The sequence below is a fragment of the Faecalispora anaeroviscerum genome (assembly GCF_947568225.1).
In the GTDB taxonomy this organism is placed as follows: Bacteria; Bacillota; Clostridia; order Oscillospirales; family Acutalibacteraceae; genus Faecalispora; species Faecalispora anaeroviscerum.
In genome coordinates, this window is the sequence record NZ_CANOOQ010000001.1 from 1,117,521 (window position 1) to 1,134,006 (window position 16,486).

19 protein-coding genes are annotated in these 16,486 nt (G+C 50.1%); 8 read left to right on the plus strand and 11 right to left on the minus strand.

Going from position 1 to position 16,486, the window contains the following annotated elements; all coding sequences use genetic code 11:
* Positions 1–99: 99 nt before the first annotated feature.
* Entirely contained in the window at positions 100–2,334 is a 2,235-nt protein-coding gene (locus QOS46_RS05535) for an ATP-dependent helicase (protein WP_283610780.1), read from the plus strand.
* 379 nt (positions 2,335–2,713) lie between these two features.
* Here QOS46_RS05535 and QOS46_RS05540 read toward each other — a convergent pair whose 3' ends face one another.
* Genes QOS46_RS05540 through QOS46_RS05550 form a run of 3 tightly spaced genes read right to left on the minus strand, consistent with a single transcriptional unit; the run spans position 2,714 to position 4,115 of the window.
* Complete coding sequence (locus tag QOS46_RS05540) at positions 2,714–3,370, minus strand: undecaprenyl diphosphate synthase family protein (RefSeq protein WP_283607919.1); 657 nt, start codon at positions 3,368–3,370, stop codon at positions 2,714–2,716.
* A 35-nt stretch (positions 3,371–3,405) separates the two neighbouring features.
* The gene (locus tag QOS46_RS05545; RefSeq protein ID WP_283607921.1) at positions 3,406–3,579 is read right to left on the minus strand and encodes a hypothetical protein; all 174 of its coding nucleotides are present in this window, start codon (positions 3,577–3,579) and stop codon (positions 3,406–3,408) included.
* Between the two features lie 56 nt (positions 3,580–3,635).
* Complete coding sequence (locus tag QOS46_RS05550; RefSeq protein WP_283607923.1) at positions 3,636–4,115, minus strand: cupin domain-containing protein; 480 nt, start codon at positions 4,113–4,115, stop codon at positions 3,636–3,638.
* Between the two features lie 313 nt (positions 4,116–4,428).
* On the opposite strand from QOS46_RS05550, the gene QOS46_RS05555 reads away from it, so the two are divergent.
* Positions 4,429–4,644, plus strand: a complete 216-nt coding sequence (locus tag QOS46_RS05555) for a hypothetical protein (RefSeq protein WP_283607924.1) — start codon at positions 4,429–4,431, stop codon at positions 4,642–4,644.
* Between the two features lie 280 nt (positions 4,645–4,924).
* Here the strand turns inward: QOS46_RS05555 and QOS46_RS05560 are convergent, their stop codons facing one another.
* The gene (locus QOS46_RS05560; RefSeq protein WP_283607926.1) at positions 4,925–5,101 is read right to left on the minus strand and encodes a hypothetical protein; all 177 of its coding nucleotides are present in this window, start codon (positions 5,099–5,101) and stop codon (positions 4,925–4,927) included.
* Between the two features lie 114 nt (positions 5,102–5,215).
* Here QOS46_RS05560 and QOS46_RS05565 point away from each other — a divergent pair, with 114 nt between their 5' ends.
* The gene (locus QOS46_RS05565) at positions 5,216–5,371 is read left to right on the plus strand and encodes a hypothetical protein (RefSeq protein ID WP_283607928.1); all 156 of its coding nucleotides are present in this window, start codon (positions 5,216–5,218) and stop codon (positions 5,369–5,371) included.
* Positions 5,372–5,451: 80 nt separating this feature from the next.
* On the opposite strand, the gene QOS46_RS05570 is transcribed toward QOS46_RS05565, so the two are convergent.
* Together QOS46_RS05570 and QOS46_RS05575 are read right to left on the minus strand one after the other, a co-directional pair.
* Entirely contained in the window at positions 5,452–5,760 is a 309-nt protein-coding gene (locus QOS46_RS05570) for an AbrB/MazE/SpoVT family DNA-binding domain-containing protein (RefSeq protein ID WP_283607930.1), read from the minus strand.
* Positions 5,761–5,968: 208 nt separating this feature from the next.
* Positions 5,969–6,193, minus strand: a complete 225-nt coding sequence (locus tag QOS46_RS05575; RefSeq protein WP_283607932.1) for a hypothetical protein — start codon at positions 6,191–6,193, stop codon at positions 5,969–5,971.
* A gap of 226 nt (positions 6,194–6,419) precedes the next feature.
* On the opposite strand from QOS46_RS05575, the gene QOS46_RS05580 reads away from it, so the two are divergent.
* Both QOS46_RS05580 and QOS46_RS05585 read left to right on the plus strand, forming a co-directional pair.
* Positions 6,420–7,922 (plus strand): recombinase family protein, encoded by a 1,503-nt coding sequence (locus QOS46_RS05580; protein ID WP_283607934.1) that lies wholly within the window; start codon positions 6,420–6,422, stop codon positions 7,920–7,922.
* 114 nt (positions 7,923–8,036) lie between these two features.
* Positions 8,037–8,735: a hypothetical protein gene (locus QOS46_RS05585; protein ID WP_283607936.1), complete on the plus strand. Its 699-nt coding sequence runs from the start codon at positions 8,037–8,039 to the stop codon at positions 8,733–8,735.
* Positions 8,736–8,910: 175 nt separating this feature from the next.
* Here QOS46_RS05585 and QOS46_RS05590 read toward each other — a convergent pair whose 3' ends face one another.
* The 3 genes from QOS46_RS05590 to QOS46_RS05600 all read right to left on the minus strand — a co-directional run bounded on the left by QOS46_RS05590 (position 8,911) and on the right by QOS46_RS05600 (position 10,576).
* Positions 8,911–9,072 (minus strand): hypothetical protein, encoded by a 162-nt coding sequence (locus QOS46_RS05590; protein ID WP_283607937.1) that lies wholly within the window; start codon positions 9,070–9,072, stop codon positions 8,911–8,913.
* A 175-nt stretch (positions 9,073–9,247) separates the two neighbouring features.
* Positions 9,248–9,706, minus strand: coding sequence for a transcriptional regulator NrdR (gene nrdR, locus QOS46_RS05595; RefSeq protein WP_283607939.1), 459 nt, complete (start codon positions 9,704–9,706; stop codon positions 9,248–9,250).
* Between the two features lie 84 nt (positions 9,707–9,790).
* Positions 9,791–10,576, minus strand: a complete 786-nt coding sequence (locus QOS46_RS05600; protein ID WP_326521353.1) for a sugar phosphate isomerase/epimerase family protein — start codon at positions 10,574–10,576, stop codon at positions 9,791–9,793.
* A 229-nt stretch (positions 10,577–10,805) separates the two neighbouring features.
* On the opposite strand from QOS46_RS05600, the gene QOS46_RS05605 reads away from it, so the two are divergent.
* A complete protein-coding gene (locus tag QOS46_RS05605; RefSeq protein ID WP_283607942.1) occupies positions 10,806–12,728 on the plus strand; it encodes an ABC transporter ATP-binding protein in 1,923 nt (640 codons plus the stop codon).
* Positions 12,729–12,781: 53 nt separating this feature from the next.
* On the opposite strand, the gene QOS46_RS05610 is transcribed toward QOS46_RS05605, so the two are convergent.
* A complete protein-coding gene (locus QOS46_RS05610) occupies positions 12,782–13,018 on the minus strand; it encodes an HPr family phosphocarrier protein (RefSeq protein ID WP_283607944.1) in 237 nt (78 codons plus the stop codon).
* A gap of 243 nt (positions 13,019–13,261) precedes the next feature.
* Here QOS46_RS05610 and mtaB point away from each other — a divergent pair, with 243 nt between their 5' ends.
* Positions 13,262–14,557, plus strand: a complete 1,296-nt coding sequence (mtaB, locus tag QOS46_RS05615; protein ID WP_283607946.1) for a tRNA (N(6)-L-threonylcarbamoyladenosine(37)-C(2))-methylthiotransferase MtaB — start codon at positions 13,262–13,264, stop codon at positions 14,555–14,557.
* Positions 14,558–14,603: 46 nt separating this feature from the next.
* Here mtaB and QOS46_RS05620 read toward each other — a convergent pair whose 3' ends face one another.
* The gene (locus QOS46_RS05620; protein ID WP_283607948.1) at positions 14,604–15,887 is read right to left on the minus strand and encodes a glycoside hydrolase family 10 protein; all 1,284 of its coding nucleotides are present in this window, start codon (positions 15,885–15,887) and stop codon (positions 14,604–14,606) included.
* A gap of 227 nt (positions 15,888–16,114) precedes the next feature.
* Here QOS46_RS05620 and QOS46_RS05625 point away from each other — a divergent pair, with 227 nt between their 5' ends.
* Positions 16,115–16,408: a DUF1294 domain-containing protein gene (locus tag QOS46_RS05625; protein WP_283607950.1), complete on the plus strand. Its 294-nt coding sequence runs from the start codon at positions 16,115–16,117 to the stop codon at positions 16,406–16,408.
* The last annotated feature ends 78 nt before the right edge of the window (positions 16,409–16,486 follow it).

A 16,486-nucleotide genomic window follows, 5' to 3' on the forward strand; every position in this document is an offset into this window, starting at 1 on the left:
TGAGCCAAGAGAGCACAGTCGGCTGCCGTACTTTTTTGTTTTTTTAAAGCACGGAATTGTCCGGTGGTACAGGAATAAAATAGGAGGATTGCGTTGAATATGTCCATACAGAATAAAGAGCTGCTTGCGCAGAATTTTTCTAAGATGAACCCCAGACAACAGGAGGCCATCCGGCACAAAGATGGACCTCTTTTGATTTTGGCGGGAGCGGGCAGCGGAAAAACGACCGTTCTGGTCAACCGGGTCGCTCACCTGATCCATGAGGGATGTGATCCTTACCGGATCATGACGATCACCTTTACGAATAAAGCGGCGGGCGAGCTGAAAGACCGCCTTGTTGCCATGCTTGGGGAGCAGGGCACACAGGTGTGGGCCTCTACGTTCCATTCCACCTGCGCGCGCATGCTGCGCCGGGATGCGGACAGGTTGGGGTATACCCCCCACTTCACCATTTACGATACCGACGATTCCCGCCGGGTGATGAAGGACTGCCTGAAATCGCTGCAGATCGACGAAAAGGAACTGCCGGTCAAATCTGTTTTGGGTGAAATCGGGCACGCAAAGGATTCTCTGGTAGACGCGGATGAATACGCCGGCCGGGCCGGGGACGATTTTCGCCTCAAGCGGATTGCAGAAGCGTACCATATGTACCAGAATCGCCTGAAAACCTCCGACGCAATGGACTTTGACGACCTGATCTTCAACACGGTTGAGCTGTTCCGTACCTGTCCGGATGTGCTGGAATACTACCAGAACCGCTTTCATTATTATATGGTGGATGAGTACCAGGATACCAACCACGCCCAGTATCTATTTGTGTCGCTGTTGGCGAAGAAAAATCAAAATCTATGCGTTGTCGGCGATGACGACCAGAGCATTTACAAATTCCGCGGTGCGACCATTGAAAATATCCTGAGCTTTGAAAACACCTTCCCGGGTGCCAAGGTGATTCGTCTGGAACAGAACTACCGCTCTACCAAAAATATTCTGGATGCGGCCAACGCGGTGATTGAAAACAACACCCAGCGTAAGGGAAAATCGCTGTGGACCGAGAATCCCCAGGGCTGTCCTTTGTATCTGCACACCTCGTTCAGCGAGCAGGATGAAGCGGATTACGTTGCGACGCATATTCTGGATGGTGTGGCAAAGGGACGCAAATATTCCGACTTTGCCGTTCTGTATCGAATGAACTCTCAGTCGAACACCCTCGAAAAAATGATGGTAAAATCGGGTATTCCCTACCGGATTGTCGGTGGCGTTCGCTTTTACGACCGCAAGGAAATCCGTGACATGCTGGCATATTTGAGCGTAATCAACAACCCCGCGGATGAAATCCGTCTGCGACGCATCATCAATCAGCCCAAGCGCTCCATCGGTGAAAAGACAATCGCACAGGCGGTGGACATTTCGCGTGAAAACGGTATGCTTTTGTTCGACGTTATCAACAGCGCTGAGGATTTTGAGCCTCTGCGGCGTTCTGCGGCAAAGCTGCAGGCCTTCGCCAAGCTGGTTCAGGAGCTGACCGAAGCTTCCACCAATCCCGACGTCTCTTTAAATGACCTGTACCAGTTGATTCTGGAGAAAACCGATTACATCGCCTCCCTGAAGGCGGAAGAGGACGACGCGCAGGACCGCGTGGATAACATCAACGAGCTTTCTTCGAGCCTCATTAAATATCAGGAAGAAAACCCCGAGGCCTCTCTCTCCGGATTCCTGGAAGAGGTTTCTTTGTTTACCGATATCGACCAATTGGATTCGAACACCGAACAAGTGGTTTTAATGACGATGCACTCCGCCAAGGGCCTGGAATTCCCAGTCGTATTCCTGCCCGGCCTGGAGGATGGCCTCTTCCCCGGCATGCAGGCGATCTACAATCCCTCTGAAATTGAAGAGGAACGCAGACTGGCCTATGTTGCCATCACCCGCGCCCGTGAGGAGCTGCACCTGACGAACGCGGAAAGCCGCATGATCTTCGGCTCCACTTCGCGCAATAAGCCGTCACGCTTTTTAAATGAGATTCCGGAGGAGCTTGTGGAACGCACTCGTTCCAGATCGTGGAAAAAGCCCGAGCCGGGTACAGATCTGCCTACTTCGGCCTACGAAGCCCGTACCGTTTCCATTCATGCAGCGCGCCAGTTTGGCCCGGTAGACATTCCCCCGCATAAATCCGCCCAGAGTTATCAGCCGGGCGACCGGGTCGAGCATAAGACCTTCGGAGCCGGAAAGATTCTCTCCGTTACGCCTATGGGCAACGACAATCTGCTTGAGATTGAGTTTCAACAGGTCGGCACCAAAAAGCTGATGTCTAATTTTGCCCGCCTGGCAAAGCTGTAAGTACTGCGTAAAAGACGGAACAGGCCGTCCCCAGCAGATCGGCCATGCTGCGGCAAGACGCCGAAAAAACAACGCGCGGGCAATATTGTCCATGCTGCTGTTCTTTATCATAATTACCGTGTAACAAAATTGAATCTGAGCCATAAAATGTTATAGAGAACATGGGAAATTAACCTGTTAGGAGGAACATTTTATGGCTCAAGATTTTAATATCGCGTCCGATGAGCGCGCAACTGGATGCTTTAAAGAAGCTGTTTGCATTGACGCCATGCGTATCTATGATTCATGCAGCGAATAAGAGTGTGCAGGTTATAGAACAGCCCACCCTTACCGGGTCATTCCGGTAAGGGTGGGCTTATTTTTAATGATAAGAACGAGCTTAGCCTCCCAACGTCACATCCTGCTTCTGGTACCAATCCAGCGCCTGATATAAATCATTCGGGCTAAAATCCGGCCACATTTTATCCAGAACATAAAAGTCAGCGTAAATGGATTGCACCGGCAGAAAGCCGCTCAAACGCCTTCGATCTCCCCAGCGTACGATTAAGTCAATTCTTGAAATTTCGGAAGATGCAATTCTTTGGCTCAGCTTCCTGTTCCCGAAAGAACGGTTCTCCAATGAATGATTCAGATCCCATTCCCACCCATAATTGACCAGAAAATTAACTTTGATCAGCCCTTTGCCTAAAGTGACACGTTTGGTATAGGGGATCAGCTCGCGCGGAAATAACGGTGAATCGGTATTCCCGACCACCAGCAGGTTTGCATCGTATTGAGAAAGTTCCAACACCGCATCAACACAGGCCTTCTGAAAAGCCCGTGTCTGCACGGAGGGGCGCTTTGTGTTATCCTGTGTAAATCCATAAAAGGTGATTTCTTTTACTCCCAGCCCAACGCATTGCTGGTAAAGCTCGAAACCCGGCCGAATTCCATGAGAATAACCATCTTCTTTCTGCATCCCCTTGCTTTGCGCCCACCGTCTGTTTCCGTCCGGAATAATGCCGATATGTTGAGGCAGCCTTTGAAATGTTTGCATTATTACAATTCCCTTTCACCTACTAAAATATAGTATTATAATTTAACAAATTGAAGCAAACTATTCTCAAAAGCAAAAACAAAAATCCCCGCAGCCTGAATTGAAGTTCCGGCTGCGGGACGATTCTTTTTATTTTCCGCCCGCCGCTTGATCGCTTTACTCAAGGCATAAAAAAGCGGGGGCAGGATATCCCCTCTGCCTGCATTCAAAGGGCAAGCCCCCATACACGACGGATATTGTAAAGACAGATTCGTGTTTTTTTCTGTCAATAGCCATTCGCTTTCTTTTCTCCCGCTTGCTGTTCAGAGGAGAATGCGTCAGCTTTTGTCTTATGGACAGTACCGCGCGGATGATGAGGAGGAGCGTAAACCGTATAAAGTTTTAACGGCGTGTTTCCATCATTAATCAAATTATGCCATGTGCCCGCCGGTACAAAGATTGCGCAGCCTGAAGAAACTTTTTTCTGAAAGCTGAGGTTTTCTTTACTATTTCCCATTTTTACAATACCGTTTCCTTGCTCAATACGTAAAAATTGATCTGTATCAGGGTGAATTTCCAGACCGATATCTCCTCCAACCCGAATGCTCATCAGTGTTACCTGCAGGTAATTCCCTGTCCATAACGCGGTACGGTAATTGTTATTTTGATCGGTAACCGCTTGAATATTAACTACATACGGCTGCGGGCCAGCATCTTTTATTTCACAATCGCTATTGCAACAGGAATGATTGCATCTATGATTCATACACCATTTCCCCTTTCTTTCACATATTATGTTCAAAAATGTAATAAGTGTATAATAACCAAAGAGTACCCAGCATTTGCTGGGTACTCTTCTCTAAATATTCAAAATATACCGCCGGAAATTCAGTTCTCATCATCAGCTTTGACAAACCGTATGTTTTCTGGGACACATATGGCTGCCTTTGCTGCGTTCAAATCGATGAGATGTTTTTCGCAGAAATGCTTTTGTTAGAATGCCTTTACTAAGAAATGAATGGACGAGTTAAGACCACCAGCATATTATGTACTAAACACTTAAAAAGGAGGCAAGAAACGTGGCAAGAACATCAGCTGATTTTTGGAATGAAAGAGTTTCAAGTAACAGTGAGAGTGCAAATGGCTGTAATAATCACAATAACAATGGATCCAACTGTGACCGTGAAAGTTCGAGAGCATTGAAAAGCATTCTGTCCCAGTTGGATGATCTCAATAATTCAGATTTACGTTTGCTTAATAACGTAATTGAAAGATTATTGTGCGAACGCAGGTGATGAAAGCAATAAAGGCCAATTTATTCTTATATTAAAAAAAATCCGTACTTATCCGTTAGGATAAGTACGGATTTTTTTTTAATCGCCATTTTTCTCGACTGTTTTCCATTCATTGAAAAAACAGTTTGAAATACCTTTTCAACCATTCTATCATTTACATAAGATCAGTTCATTCCAAAATAAAAAACGCAGAATAATATGGAGTGAGGTGAATGATATGCTAAAAGACTGTACTCCAGAAGAATTATCATATTTATCCACAACCTTTGCGGTAGCGATTTCAAAAGATCAGGATATCCATTCCTTGAGAGTGTTGTGCAGCTTTTTTGCAAATGTCATTGCCATCATTAATATGATCATTAATCAGCGCCAACTCATCGATCGGAATATCAATAATTCGTTTGATATAAATAAGAACGACGGATGTTAGCGTTGCTACTCCTTTTTTCACCTCCACCCTTAGATTTCCAAATTTTTATACTCGATTCTATTTTCATACAGCCTGTTAATTCACACCAGCGACACATCTTTAATGTATTATGTTAACAAATAGAGTAATGGAGGTCTGAACATGAGCCAACATGCAAAAGCAGCCCTGCAAAGCAAGTTAATGGTGTATTCGGTGTGCTACCAAGAAGCCAAGAAAACAAAAGACCTGAAACGAATGGTGCTTCTTGGAACAATCATCAGCGACTTAAAAAACGAAATATCCATTTTGGTAGATTAGGAAACGGCTCTTGCTTTGCGGCGGGAGCCGCTTTTATTTCTGCGTTCGTTGCTGAGCCGGGGCCATGACATTCAGGCTTCCTAGTTATTTTCAAATTCGCTTATGTTTGTTATCTGTCGTATCCGGAAAAAGGCTTCCTGAATACTGAACAGCTCTCTTGCTTCATAGGAAAGAGTTAATTGATTGATCTCTTTCAAGCGTCGGCGCAGCTCCTCATTGGTTACTTCAAGTGGATCTGGCTTATATGCTTTCATTACAAGACCATTATCCTGACCGATAATTTCGAGTGGATCTCCGACTTCCCAGCCCAGGGCGCGGCGCAGCTCTTTTGGAATGACAATGCGACCTGCCAGATCAATGTTTCTCACGATACCCGTGAACCCTTTCATACTTCCAATCCCTCATTTCACAATTATTTGCGGCAGACCGGGATAAGATTCACTCCATAGCTTCTGTTTTAGCAATCCGCTGCGCAGACAATGAAATTGGGACAATACCGGATGCCGCCGGGAAGCAGGGAACTCGGCTGCCGGCTGAACCAGTCCATTTTACCATATGTCCGCAGATTCTTCAGTTCGGGGTACCAGCGCCCCCCTGTTATTTGCCCTCCCCTGGCTCTTTGAGCTTTCCCTCGCGGTAACTGCGATAATTCTCTTCGTTACCATCCCAGTCAAGCTCCACCTTGGTTTTACAGCCGTTCAAACGAGACAGACCCATTTCGAGCGCCGCCTGAAATGCGGCCCGATTCTTCGCCACATCTTCGGCTGTACCGGGCAAAAAATGTACAGTCACCGTCGGCTCTCCCATATCTTTCTTTTTCAAGCGGCTCACCTCCTGTTCCTTTAAGGTATGATTTTTCGCGATTGTCCTATACCTTTCGGTGAATGCCCGCATTCCCTGTTCCTTTCCAGCAAAAAACTCATTCGTGGGTTATTGCAGTATAAAATTTTCAACTTTCTCGTACAAATAGATTGATTCGTTAGGGATTCAGATTGCAATAAAATCAATCTCACAGGAAATGGAAAGAAATGCGAAGGGAGGGCCGCACATGTCTATCGCCATCTATCTGCGCAAATCACGCGCGGACGACGCGAACGAGCCGGTAGAAGAAACACTGGAACGGCACCGGAAAACCCTCCTGGAATTTGCGGCAAAGAACGCACTGTTTATCCCCGAGCATAACATCTACAAAGAGGTTGTTTCCGGGGATGCGCTGTATGCGCGGCCGGAAATGCTTCGGATGCTAAAGGACGTTGAGGCGGAGAAATTCGACGCCGTGCTGTGCATGGATATTGACCGTCTGGGCCGCGGCTCCATGGCGGAACAAGGAATCATTTTGGAAACGTTCAAGACCAGCGGCACCAAGATCATGACGCCGATGAAAACGGTTGACCTGGACAATGACGCAGACGAGGACTACACCGAGTTTAAAACCTTCCTCTCCCGACAGGAGCTGAAGATGATCAAGCGCCGGCTGAAGGCCGGAACCCAGCGGACCATCAAAGACGGCGGGTATATTGCCAACGCTCCCTATGGGTATGAAAAGGCCTACATAAACAAAAAGCCCACCTTGAAGATTAACGACGCCGAAGCGAAGTTTGTGCGCCTGATGTTCCGGATGTACATTGAGGAAGGAGCTGGATGCCAGGTGATTGCCGAAACGCTCAATGCCATGGGCGCCCGCCCCCACCGGTCCGATCACTTCGGCCGCACCAGCGTAATGAAGATTCTCAGAAACAACGTGTATATTGGGAAGATTGTCTGGAACCAGAAAACCCACGTCCGCAAAGGTGCCAAAGGCAACGAGAAAAGCATTACCATTTACAATCCGAAAGAAAAATGGATCGTAACCGACGGAATTCATCCCCCGATCATCGACGAAAAAACCTTTGAGAAAGCGCAGGAAATCTTTGGAGGACGTTATCATCCCCCATCCTACACCGGGCGGGTAGAAAACCCGCTAGCCGGGCTGATCTACTGCAAAAACTGCGGCAGCCTGATGCAGCGGCAGATCATGAGCCGAAGCTCCCAGCCGTACCTGCTGTGTCAAAAAAAGGGCTGCATCGTATCGAGTCAGCTACCCATGGTGGAGCAAGCCGTACTCTGCGAGCTGGTATATCAGCTGCAAACACTGCGGGCAAAGCAGCAGCCGGAGCACCAGTCCGACAACCCCTACACCCAAACGCTGAACTCCATCGACGGCGAAATCAAGGCCACTGAGAAACAGCTGAACACGATCTGCGAGCTATTGGAGCGCGGCACCTACACGCCGGAAATGTTTCTGAACCGCAAAGCTGCCATTCAGGAGAAGCTCGGGCAGCTGAACAATTCGCGCAGGGAGTTTGCTAAAAAGTGTTCGCCGCGGCCACTCAACGCCATCGCGATGGAAAAACGAATCGAAGAGGCACTGAAGCTGTACCCCTCGTTGGATGCACAAAGCAAGAACCAACTCCTGAAATCCATCATAGAGCGGGGAACGTATTACAAAGAAAAAGGCTGGAAGCCAGCCCAGTTTCAGGTTGAGCTCTTTTTGAAACCTATTTATTTTTGAAGCCGCTTTTAATACTGCCTAAGCGGACAGTGGTCGTTGAAATGAAACCGGGGATTTTCAAAGCCCGTTTTCCTTTAACCTGTACCCTCCTGTGACAAAGACTGCTTAGAAGATTTGCGTGTATACTTTACGCCCGATAAGCAGCAGTTGATCAACGAAGCGGCAACTGTTAAGATCAGAAATGTCGAGGTTATCACAGTTTATCTGGATCTGGAGGCAGTCCCCTTCAATAAGGGCTTCTATTCCGTAGACATGACCTTCTTCTTTGATGTTGCACTGGATGTTTACTGCTCGCCTACCTCTGGTCCCGTTCAGGTAAACGGTATTGCTGTATTTAACAAAAAGGTGATTCTGTACGGCAGCGAAGGCAATGTTAAGATGTTCAGTTCGGACTGCGGACTGGATGATTTGGAAGTCAATTCCTGGGCGTGCCGCGCGCTGCCTAAGGCAACGGTACAGGTGGCAGATCCGGTTGGCCTGTCGTCCAGAGTGTGTGACTGCCCCGCAAATCCCTGTGAGATCTGCTGCCGCATTCCCGACTGCATCTGCAAAAGATTTGGCAGTGATTTCGTAATGGACCCCGTTCGCCGCACGGTATATGTCACCATCGGCATTTTCACCATCGTGCAAATCGTACGCAACGTACAAATGCTAATCCCTGCCTATGATTTCTGTATTCCGGAAAAAGAGTGCGAGGCTACTTCGGATGATCCGTGCGAGCTGTTCCGCCGGATCGAATTCCCCACAGATGAATTTTTCCCGCCCAAGGCCGGAGATTGTGGCTGTGAGGACAGAGGATGCCGCCAAAGGTAAGCGGCTAAAACAGTCCATGCACCGTCCAAAACGTCAAAAGCATTTTCTGAATTTCAGGGTGGATTCCTCTTACTGCGGGATCGCCCTGAAATTTTTCGTACACAAAGGGCTCTCCTCCGGCGAAACAGTCGGAAGAGAGCCCTTTGTGGCGGTATATTCCTTTTTTCGAACGAGATCAGGGCTCAATGATAGGGTCAGCTTTCTGTTTTGTATGCTTTGCTTTCCCCTGCAGCTCCGGAACAGGCGGAACATCATTCTTGGGCAGATGTGTTTTGTGGTTGCTCTCTGTTCCGTGCGGCTCTTTCGGGTCTGGCCTGCGCATTCCTGCTTTTGCCATAGGCTTGCTCCTTTCGTACTTTTTTTTAGCATTCCCGCACCGGCACGATACATTCTTCTGTTTTCATTCAAAAAAGATTGTCTCACCTGCCCTGGCATTTCAAAACTTTGATTTTCACCTGAAAAGGGCGGGATGCTTTCTGCATCCCGCCCTAAAACGACCCTGTACCGCAGCCTTAGTTGCGGTTTTTCACCAACTTGTTGAGTTCGTCCATAAAAGTATTGATGTCCTTAAACTGCCGGTACACTGACGCAAAACGAACATACGCCACCTCGTCTATATTCTTGAGCTTTTCCATCGCGTACGTTCCGATCAAACTGGAGGGAACCTCGCGATCCAAAGAATTCTGCAGCATCGTTTCGATCTCATCCACAACACGTTCGAGCGTATCGATGGAAACCGGTCGCTTTTCACATGCACGCAAAAGACCGTTCAGCAGTTTGTTGCGATCAAACGTCTGACGGGATTTGTCCTTCTTGATCACCACAATGGGCACCGTTTCGATCACCTCATACGTGGTAAAGCGTTTGGCGCATTTCAGGCATTCCCTGCGGCGCCGAATTCTCTCACCCTCGTCCGTTGGGCGGGAATCAATTACCTTGCTTTCCTCAAAACCGCAATACGGGCATTTCACAGATCATGACCCTCCTCTGTTCTTTTACAGCAACTTTTAAAAGTATAGCATTATCCCGCCGAAATTTGCAACATTTTCTAAGATTTATTTCACCAATTGTTCCACAAAATGCCTGCTGTCGCGCAGACGATCCAGATTCGGGAAGCTGGTGCGGTAAACCTCGATGATAAAATCGCCGTTGTAGCCGGATTTGTCCAGCAAATTCATCAGCCTTGCATAATCCATGCTTCCGTCACCTGGCAAAAGGCAATCGGATTTTCCGTTGTTATCGTTTAAATGAACATGCACCAGGCGGTCCCCCATGGCGCGGCACATTTCAAAGGGGTCCTTTCCCGCGCGCACCGCCTGCTTAATATCGAGTACAAAGCAGCATCCGTCTCCCAGATACTCCCGCATTCGGCGGATAAAGCCGGGGTCTTCGCTGCGGAAGCGGTTGACGTTCTCCTGCGCCACCTGAACCCCGCATCTGCGCCCTGCCTCATAGAGCAGCGCGTACCGCTCGAAGTATTCCTCCTCGCTCAGCGCGCTGTACAGGTAATCGCGCTGGCCGTGCAGCACCAGTATTTCGGCCCCAAGCCTGCCGGCGGCTTCAAAATAATTACGGTAAAAATCCAGAGAATCTGTAAAGCGGCTGTCGTAGTCCGAAAAGAACATCACGCTTTCAAAGCCAGATGTAAACGGATGGATCGATTTGACAGCCGATCCGGAAGAATCCAGGATTGATTTTAAATTGTTCAAATAGTCCGGCCTAAGCTCACCATACGTATTAAAAAAGATTTCAAACAACCGGAACCCCATATTGGTCAGCTTCGCCAGGGACTGGGCGGTTTCCTGCGGATACAGGCACGCCGTAGAAATACCGTATCGGATAAGCCGTCCCCTCCTTTGATACGATTATTATATCACCGGCGGCGCGAAAATGTCCACAAAATCCCCCGTTTTCTTTCGCCAAAGCCGATGTTGCGCGTTTTTCTTGATTTCATTGCAAAATTCCTCTATAATATTGAGAGAGAAACGGCGGCCGGATTGACGGCCCACGGGCGGTTGATTACCGCCTTTTCTATTTGTTCTGCCGTTTCAAAAAGGAGCTTGCATTAACATGGCTTTGCTGAGTACAAGCAATTTAAAAAAGGCATTCGGCGCGGAAGATTTATTCAGCGGCGTTTCCTTTGAAATACAGTCCGGCGACCGGATCGGCCTTGTTGGGGTCAACGGTTCCGGAAAAACCACCCTGTTTAAACTGCTGACAGGCGATCAGTCCGGCGACGGCGGTGAAATTCATCTGTCACGCGACGCTGTGATCGGCTATATGGAGCAGCACGTGTGCAGCAATCTGGAGCAAACCGCTTACGCCGAGGTACTGAGCGTATTTTCCCCTCTGCTCGAAATGGAGCATGAGTTGGAAGAAATCAATCTGGCCCTGCAAGGGAAGCCGCAGAATCAGACCCAGCTGATCGAACGCCAGATGCTGCTCAATGACCGCTTTCTGCGTGAAGGCGGCCTTACCTGCCGTTCACGGGCACGCTCTGCGCTGTTGGGGCTTGGCTTTGACGACGAACAAGCCGCCATGCCGGTGGGAGTACTCAGCGGCGGGCAAAAGGCGAAGCTGCAGCTGGCAAAGCTCCTGCTTTCCGGCGCAAATCTGCTTTTGCTGGATGAGCCGACCAACCATTTGGATATTGCGTCCGTAGAATGGCTGGAGGATTTTCTCAAAGGGTATTCCGGTTCATTCCTCGTCATTTCGCATGACCGTTATTTTCTGGACCGTGTGACAGGGCGCACCTTTGAGCTTTCGAACCACCGGCTTACCTGCTATAAAGGAAACTACACCACCTATCTGGCGCAAAAGCAGGAAAATGACCTGACAGCGCAGCGAAAGTATGAAAGCACCAAAAAAGAAATCTCCCGTTTGGAGGGAGTTGTTACGCAGCAGCGGCAATGGAACCGTGAGCGCAATATCCGCATGGCAGAGAGCAAAATGAAGGTGATCGAACGCCTGGAAAGCACACTCGTTAAGCCCGACGAGCTGGAGGAAAGCATTCGCTTTCGCTTCGAGCCCTCGCAGCGCGGCGGCAATGATGTTCTCTCCGCCGCCGGCCTTGGCCTGAGCTTTGACGGAGCCCCCTTGTTCCGCAATGTGGATCTGGAAATCCGCCGCGGCGAGCGCATCTTTCTAATTGGCCCGAACGGCTGCGGCAAGACCTCGCTGCTCAAAACGCTGCTGTCGCGCTACCTGCCGGACAGCGGCGAAATCCGCTTTGGTGCGGGAATCGACGTAGGCTACTACGACCAGATTCAAGAGGATCTGCATCCCGAAAAAACGGTGATGAATGAAATCTGGGACTCTTACCCCGCGATGACGCAGACGCAGGTTCGAAACGCGCTGGCGATCTTCCTGTTTCAGAATGACGATGTGTTTAAACCAGTCGCCGCGTTGAGCGGCGGAGAGCGCGCCCGTGTGCTTTTGCTGCGCCTGATGCTGTCGCGTGCGAATTTTCTGCTACTGGACGAACCGACAAACCACCTGGACATTGGCTCGTGCGAGGCGCTGGAAAACGCGCTGCAAAATTATGAGGGAACCCTGCTGATCGTGTCGCATGACCGCTACCTGATCAACAAGCTGGCTGACCGGATCTATTTTCTGGACAAAAACGGCACAACGGAGTACATCGGTAATTACGACGCGTATCTGGAACGCGTCAAGGAAGCCGTAAAGGACCCGGTGAAAGAGGATCAGCAGGAGTCGGAGCAGAAAAGCCTCTATAAGCAGCGCAAGGAACAGGAAGCGAGGCTGCGAAAAACCCGTGCCGCCATCGAACGCGCGGAGCAGGAGATGGAGCAGCTCGAGCAGGAAATGGAACGGGTGCAAACCCGCCTGCATTCACCGGAAATCGCCGCCGACTACGAAGCGGTAATGGAGCTGACTCAGGAGCTGACCCGGCTGAAGGAACAGTCTGATTCGGTGTTTTTGACCTGGAGCGAGCTTTCTGAAAAGCTGGAGGAATCCGGCGAAAGCGCATAAAAAAGCCCGGAGCAATCCGGGCTGTCAATTCACGGAAGATACCGGGAATTCTATTATGCGTTCTGCGGCTGAAATTCCACAAGCTCTTTTATAAAACGCTCTGCCTGCGGCCCTTCCAGCTCGACTGTGACCGGTTTGGACAGGTCTAGACTGAATACCCCCATAATGGATTTTGCGTCAATCGTATATTTGTCAGTCCTTAAATTAATCGGGAAATCATACCGATTCGCCAGAGTGACAAACTTTTTCACTGCTTCTATGCTGGACAACAGAATATCGGTCGTATACATGGTCGACATCTCCTATTCTTTGAATCAATCTGATCAAGCTCTGTACATTCTTTATCATAGCGTACAGTAGTCCGTTGGTCAATATCAAAAATCCAGTTATTTCCACTAATTTTTACTTTTTTATTGTTTTAAATTTTTTATTGAAAATTCTATTTCAAAAAACGGCAGATGAGCTTTTGCTTCTTTCCCCCTGCCGACGGCAAGAAAAAGCAGCAAACCGATGAAAACCGAAAGGATTATTCCATGAAAGTACATGTGATTACACTGGGCTGTAAGGTGAATCAGTATGAATCGCAGGCGATGCTTCAGCAGCTGCTGCACGCCGGATTTTCCCCCTCCATGGGGGAATCGGCGGACGTTGTGCTGATCAATTCCTGTACTGTGACAGCGACCAGCGACCATAAGGTGCGCCAGACGCTGCACCGTGCCCGCCGGAAAAACCCCGATGCGGTGATCGTACTGACCGGGTGTATGCCTCAGGCCTTCCCAGAAGAGGCCGAAGCCCTCACAGACGCAGACATCATTCTCGGCAACTCGAACCGCAGCGCCCTGCTGCCGGATATTCTGACATATCTGTCGACGCACCAAAGGATCATCGATATCGTTCCCCATGAGCGCAAGGATTCGTTTGAGCCAATGCAGATTGAGGATTTTCAGGAACGCACCCGCGCGTTTATTAAAATTCAGGACGGATGCAACCGGTTCTGTTCCTACTGCATCATTCCGTATGCCAGAGGGCGAGTTCGCTCAAAGCCACTGGAGGATCTGGAGCAGGAGCTAACACTTTTGGGTGAAAAGGGCTTTCGCGAGGTGGTTCTGACCGGAATCAACCTCTCTGCCTACGGGCAGGAGCTCGGCCTGCATCTGTGTGACGCGGTGGAAGCCGCGTGCCGCGTGCCGGGCATCCAGCGGGTACGCCTTGGCTCTTTGGAGCCGGAGCAGCTCAGTCTGCCAGTCATTCAGCGGCTGGCGGCTCAGAAAAAGCTGTGTCCGCAGTTTCATCTCTCCCTGCAAAGCGGCTGCGACGCGACTCTGCGGCGCATGAACCGCCATTATAACACCGAGGAATACCGCGAGATCGTTCAGAACCTGCGGCTTGCATTCCCGAACGCGGCCATCACAACCGACCTCATGGTCGGCTTTGCCGGTGAAACGGAGCAGGAATTCGCCGAATCCCTCGCATTTGCAGAAGAAATTGGCTTTGCCAAGGTGCATGTATTCGCTTATTCCCGCAGACCCGGCACCGTGGCCTATTCCGCGCCGAACCAGCTGACGAAGGAAACCAAGGAGTGCCGCAGCAAGGCAATGATCGGAACAACTCTGCACACAATGCTGAATTTCTTCCAGAAACAGGTTGGACAAACCGCCTGTGTACTGTTTGAACGCGAATGCGCTCCCGGCATTTACGAGGGCTACACCGAAAATTACACCCCCGTAACGGTGCCTTCCACCGAATCGCTGCACGGGCAGATTCTGCCGGTACACATCGTTTCCGCCGGCCCGAACGGCTGTGCCGGAGAGCTTCTTGCCCACTCATAATCATCGATCATTCAGTGGTTGAACTTGGCTTTCGGCATCTTCTGCGTCAGTTAAGCAGCTGAATCACGTTCTGCACCTCTTCGCGGCTCTGCTCTGCATTCAGCTGATCGTAGGCGTAAAACATAAAGCCGCTGCCGCCGATTTGCCGACCTAACTCCACCTGCTTTTGCAGAATATCACTGGATTTTTTCCAGGTGCCCTCATCCGCGTCGGAGCCGGCTTTGTATACCGCCAGGCCGTAATAGAGCTTCACCCCCTTGGCCGTGACCATCTGCCGCCACTGCTTGGCGCCATCGTCGAACGGAAGGATTGGATTTTCGAAGTTCACGTACAGCTGTGGGCATATGTAATCGACATACCCGGCTGTGGAGGCCCATGAAACCACATCCGCACCCATGCGAAGATCATTCTGAACATTCCCCTGCGGGGAAATGCCGAACAACACGTTCGGTTTGATGCTCTTAATCTCGCGGTACACCATCGACACCATCTTATTGACGTTGGCACGCCGCCACTCGAACAAATCCATGGCCGTGCCGTTCTTCTTGGCCTCGGCCAGATAAGCGCCGTAGGAACCGGTATCGAAAATGCTGCTTTCCGTGGGGTAAAAATAATCGTCGAACTGCACGCCGTCCACATCGTATTTCTTTACGATTTCGGCCACACCGTCGGTGATGAGCTTGAGCACCTCGGGGTACGCGGGATTATAATAGATGCCGTTATCGAGCGTCACCGTGCGCCCTGAAAGCTTCTGAATCTGCCATTTGTTATAAGGATTGCTCTGCGCGAGCACTGTGGGCGTATTGTTTGTCCGAATGCGCAGCGGGTTGACCCATGCGTGGATTTTCAGTCCTGCCTTGTGCGCAGCCTGCGCCATGTATTTGAGCGGATCGTACCCGGGGTTGACCCCCTGCACGCCCGTGAGGATATGCGACCATGGGAAATAGTCCGACTGATACAGCGCGTCGCCGAACGGACGCACATGAACAATCAAGGTATTCATCCCCTTGCTCTTGGCGTTTGCCACAATCGCGTCAAACTTTTTTTGAAAGGCTGCCTGGCTTTGATCGGTCTGGGTGTTCATCGCCAGGCTCATATAGGGAACCCACACGGCCCGCATTTCATCCTCCGGAACCGCGCCGGCCGGAGCGGCGCTGGAGCTGGGATCCGATTTCACCTCAGAAGGCACAGCGGACGATAACTCCGGGCTCGGCTGATTTTGCCCGGGAGGCCCGCCCTGCACTGCCATGCTCAGAAGAACCGAAGCAATCAGCAGAACCACCGCCGCTACGCTAGCCCCGTAGCCCTGCCAAAGATGCTCGCGTTTCATTTTCACAATCCTCCTTTTGAAAAGTCAATTCGTTTTAACAGTAACTGTATGTGAAAACGGCAATTTCCTTTCCGGCTTACGTGGAGAAAGAAATCAATCGGTTTGTTCAGGAACCTGACCATAACCTGTCCCTTTGCCGTTCCCTATATTTATAATGCGCTAACAGCCAAAAAAGACCTGTCCGCTTCCATTTGAGGAAAAAATCGGACAAGAAAGTGAGCCCGCATATGTTTCATCTGATTTTCTCGCATCCGGTCGGAATCGTCCTGTATTTGGGCGTCATCAATGTGATTGCCGCCGCGGTTACGGTGTACGACAAAAAACAGGCACGCACGCACGGGCGGCGCGTTCCCGAAAAGAACCTGTTCACCCTGGCGATTCTCGGCGGTTCTCCGGCCATGCTGGTCACGATGCACATCATCCACCACAAAACACAGCACAAACGCTTTATGCTGGGCCTGCCCCTGATCATTCTGCTCCAGCTGACGATTGCGTCGCTGGTGTACCAAGCCGCCCGTTAAGGGTGTTTCCCCGCCAGCCAAAACCAAGCGATGGGATGGAGAGAAGCCCGGCTGCAGCTCCTCCTCTTTGAAAGGCAG

What these genes read in the sequence shown, in the direction of transcription:
- QOS46_RS05540 (WP_283607919.1), bottom strand. Translation starts at nt 3,370, where the DNA reads ATGCAAACATTTCAAAGGCTGCCTCAACATATCGGCATTATTCCGGAC.
- QOS46_RS05605 (WP_283607942.1), top strand. Translation starts at nt 10,806, where the DNA reads ATGGCTTTGCTGAGTACAAGCAATTTAAAAAAGGCATTCGGCGCGGAA.
- QOS46_RS05610 (WP_283607944.1), bottom strand. Translation starts at nt 13,018, where the DNA reads ATGTATACGACCGATATTCTGTTGTCCAGCATAGAAGCAGTGAAAAAG.
- QOS46_RS05570 (WP_283607930.1), bottom strand. Translation starts at nt 5,760, where the DNA reads ATGAAAGGGTTCACGGGTATCGTGAGAAACATTGATCTGGCAGGTCGC.
- QOS46_RS05580 (WP_283607934.1), top strand. Translation starts at nt 6,420, where the DNA reads ATGTCTATCGCCATCTATCTGCGCAAATCACGCGCGGACGACGCGAAC.
- QOS46_RS05550 (WP_283607923.1), bottom strand. Translation starts at nt 4,115, where the DNA reads ATGAATCATAGATGCAATCATTCCTGTTGCAATAGCGATTGTGAAATA.
- QOS46_RS05625 (WP_283607950.1), top strand. Translation starts at nt 16,115, where the DNA reads ATGTTTCATCTGATTTTCTCGCATCCGGTCGGAATCGTCCTGTATTTG.
- mtaB (WP_283607946.1), top strand. Translation starts at nt 13,262, where the DNA reads ATGAAAGTACATGTGATTACACTGGGCTGTAAGGTGAATCAGTATGAA.
- QOS46_RS05565 (WP_283607928.1), top strand. Translation starts at nt 5,216, where the DNA reads ATGAGCCAACATGCAAAAGCAGCCCTGCAAAGCAAGTTAATGGTGTAT.
- QOS46_RS05620 (WP_283607948.1), bottom strand. Translation starts at nt 15,887, where the DNA reads ATGAAACGCGAGCATCTTTGGCAGGGCTACGGGGCTAGCGTAGCGGCG.
- QOS46_RS05590 (WP_283607937.1), bottom strand. Translation starts at nt 9,072, where the DNA reads ATGGCAAAAGCAGGAATGCGCAGGCCAGACCCGAAAGAGCCGCACGGA.
- QOS46_RS05535 (WP_283610780.1), top strand. Translation starts at nt 100, where the DNA reads ATGTCCATACAGAATAAAGAGCTGCTTGCGCAGAATTTTTCTAAGATG.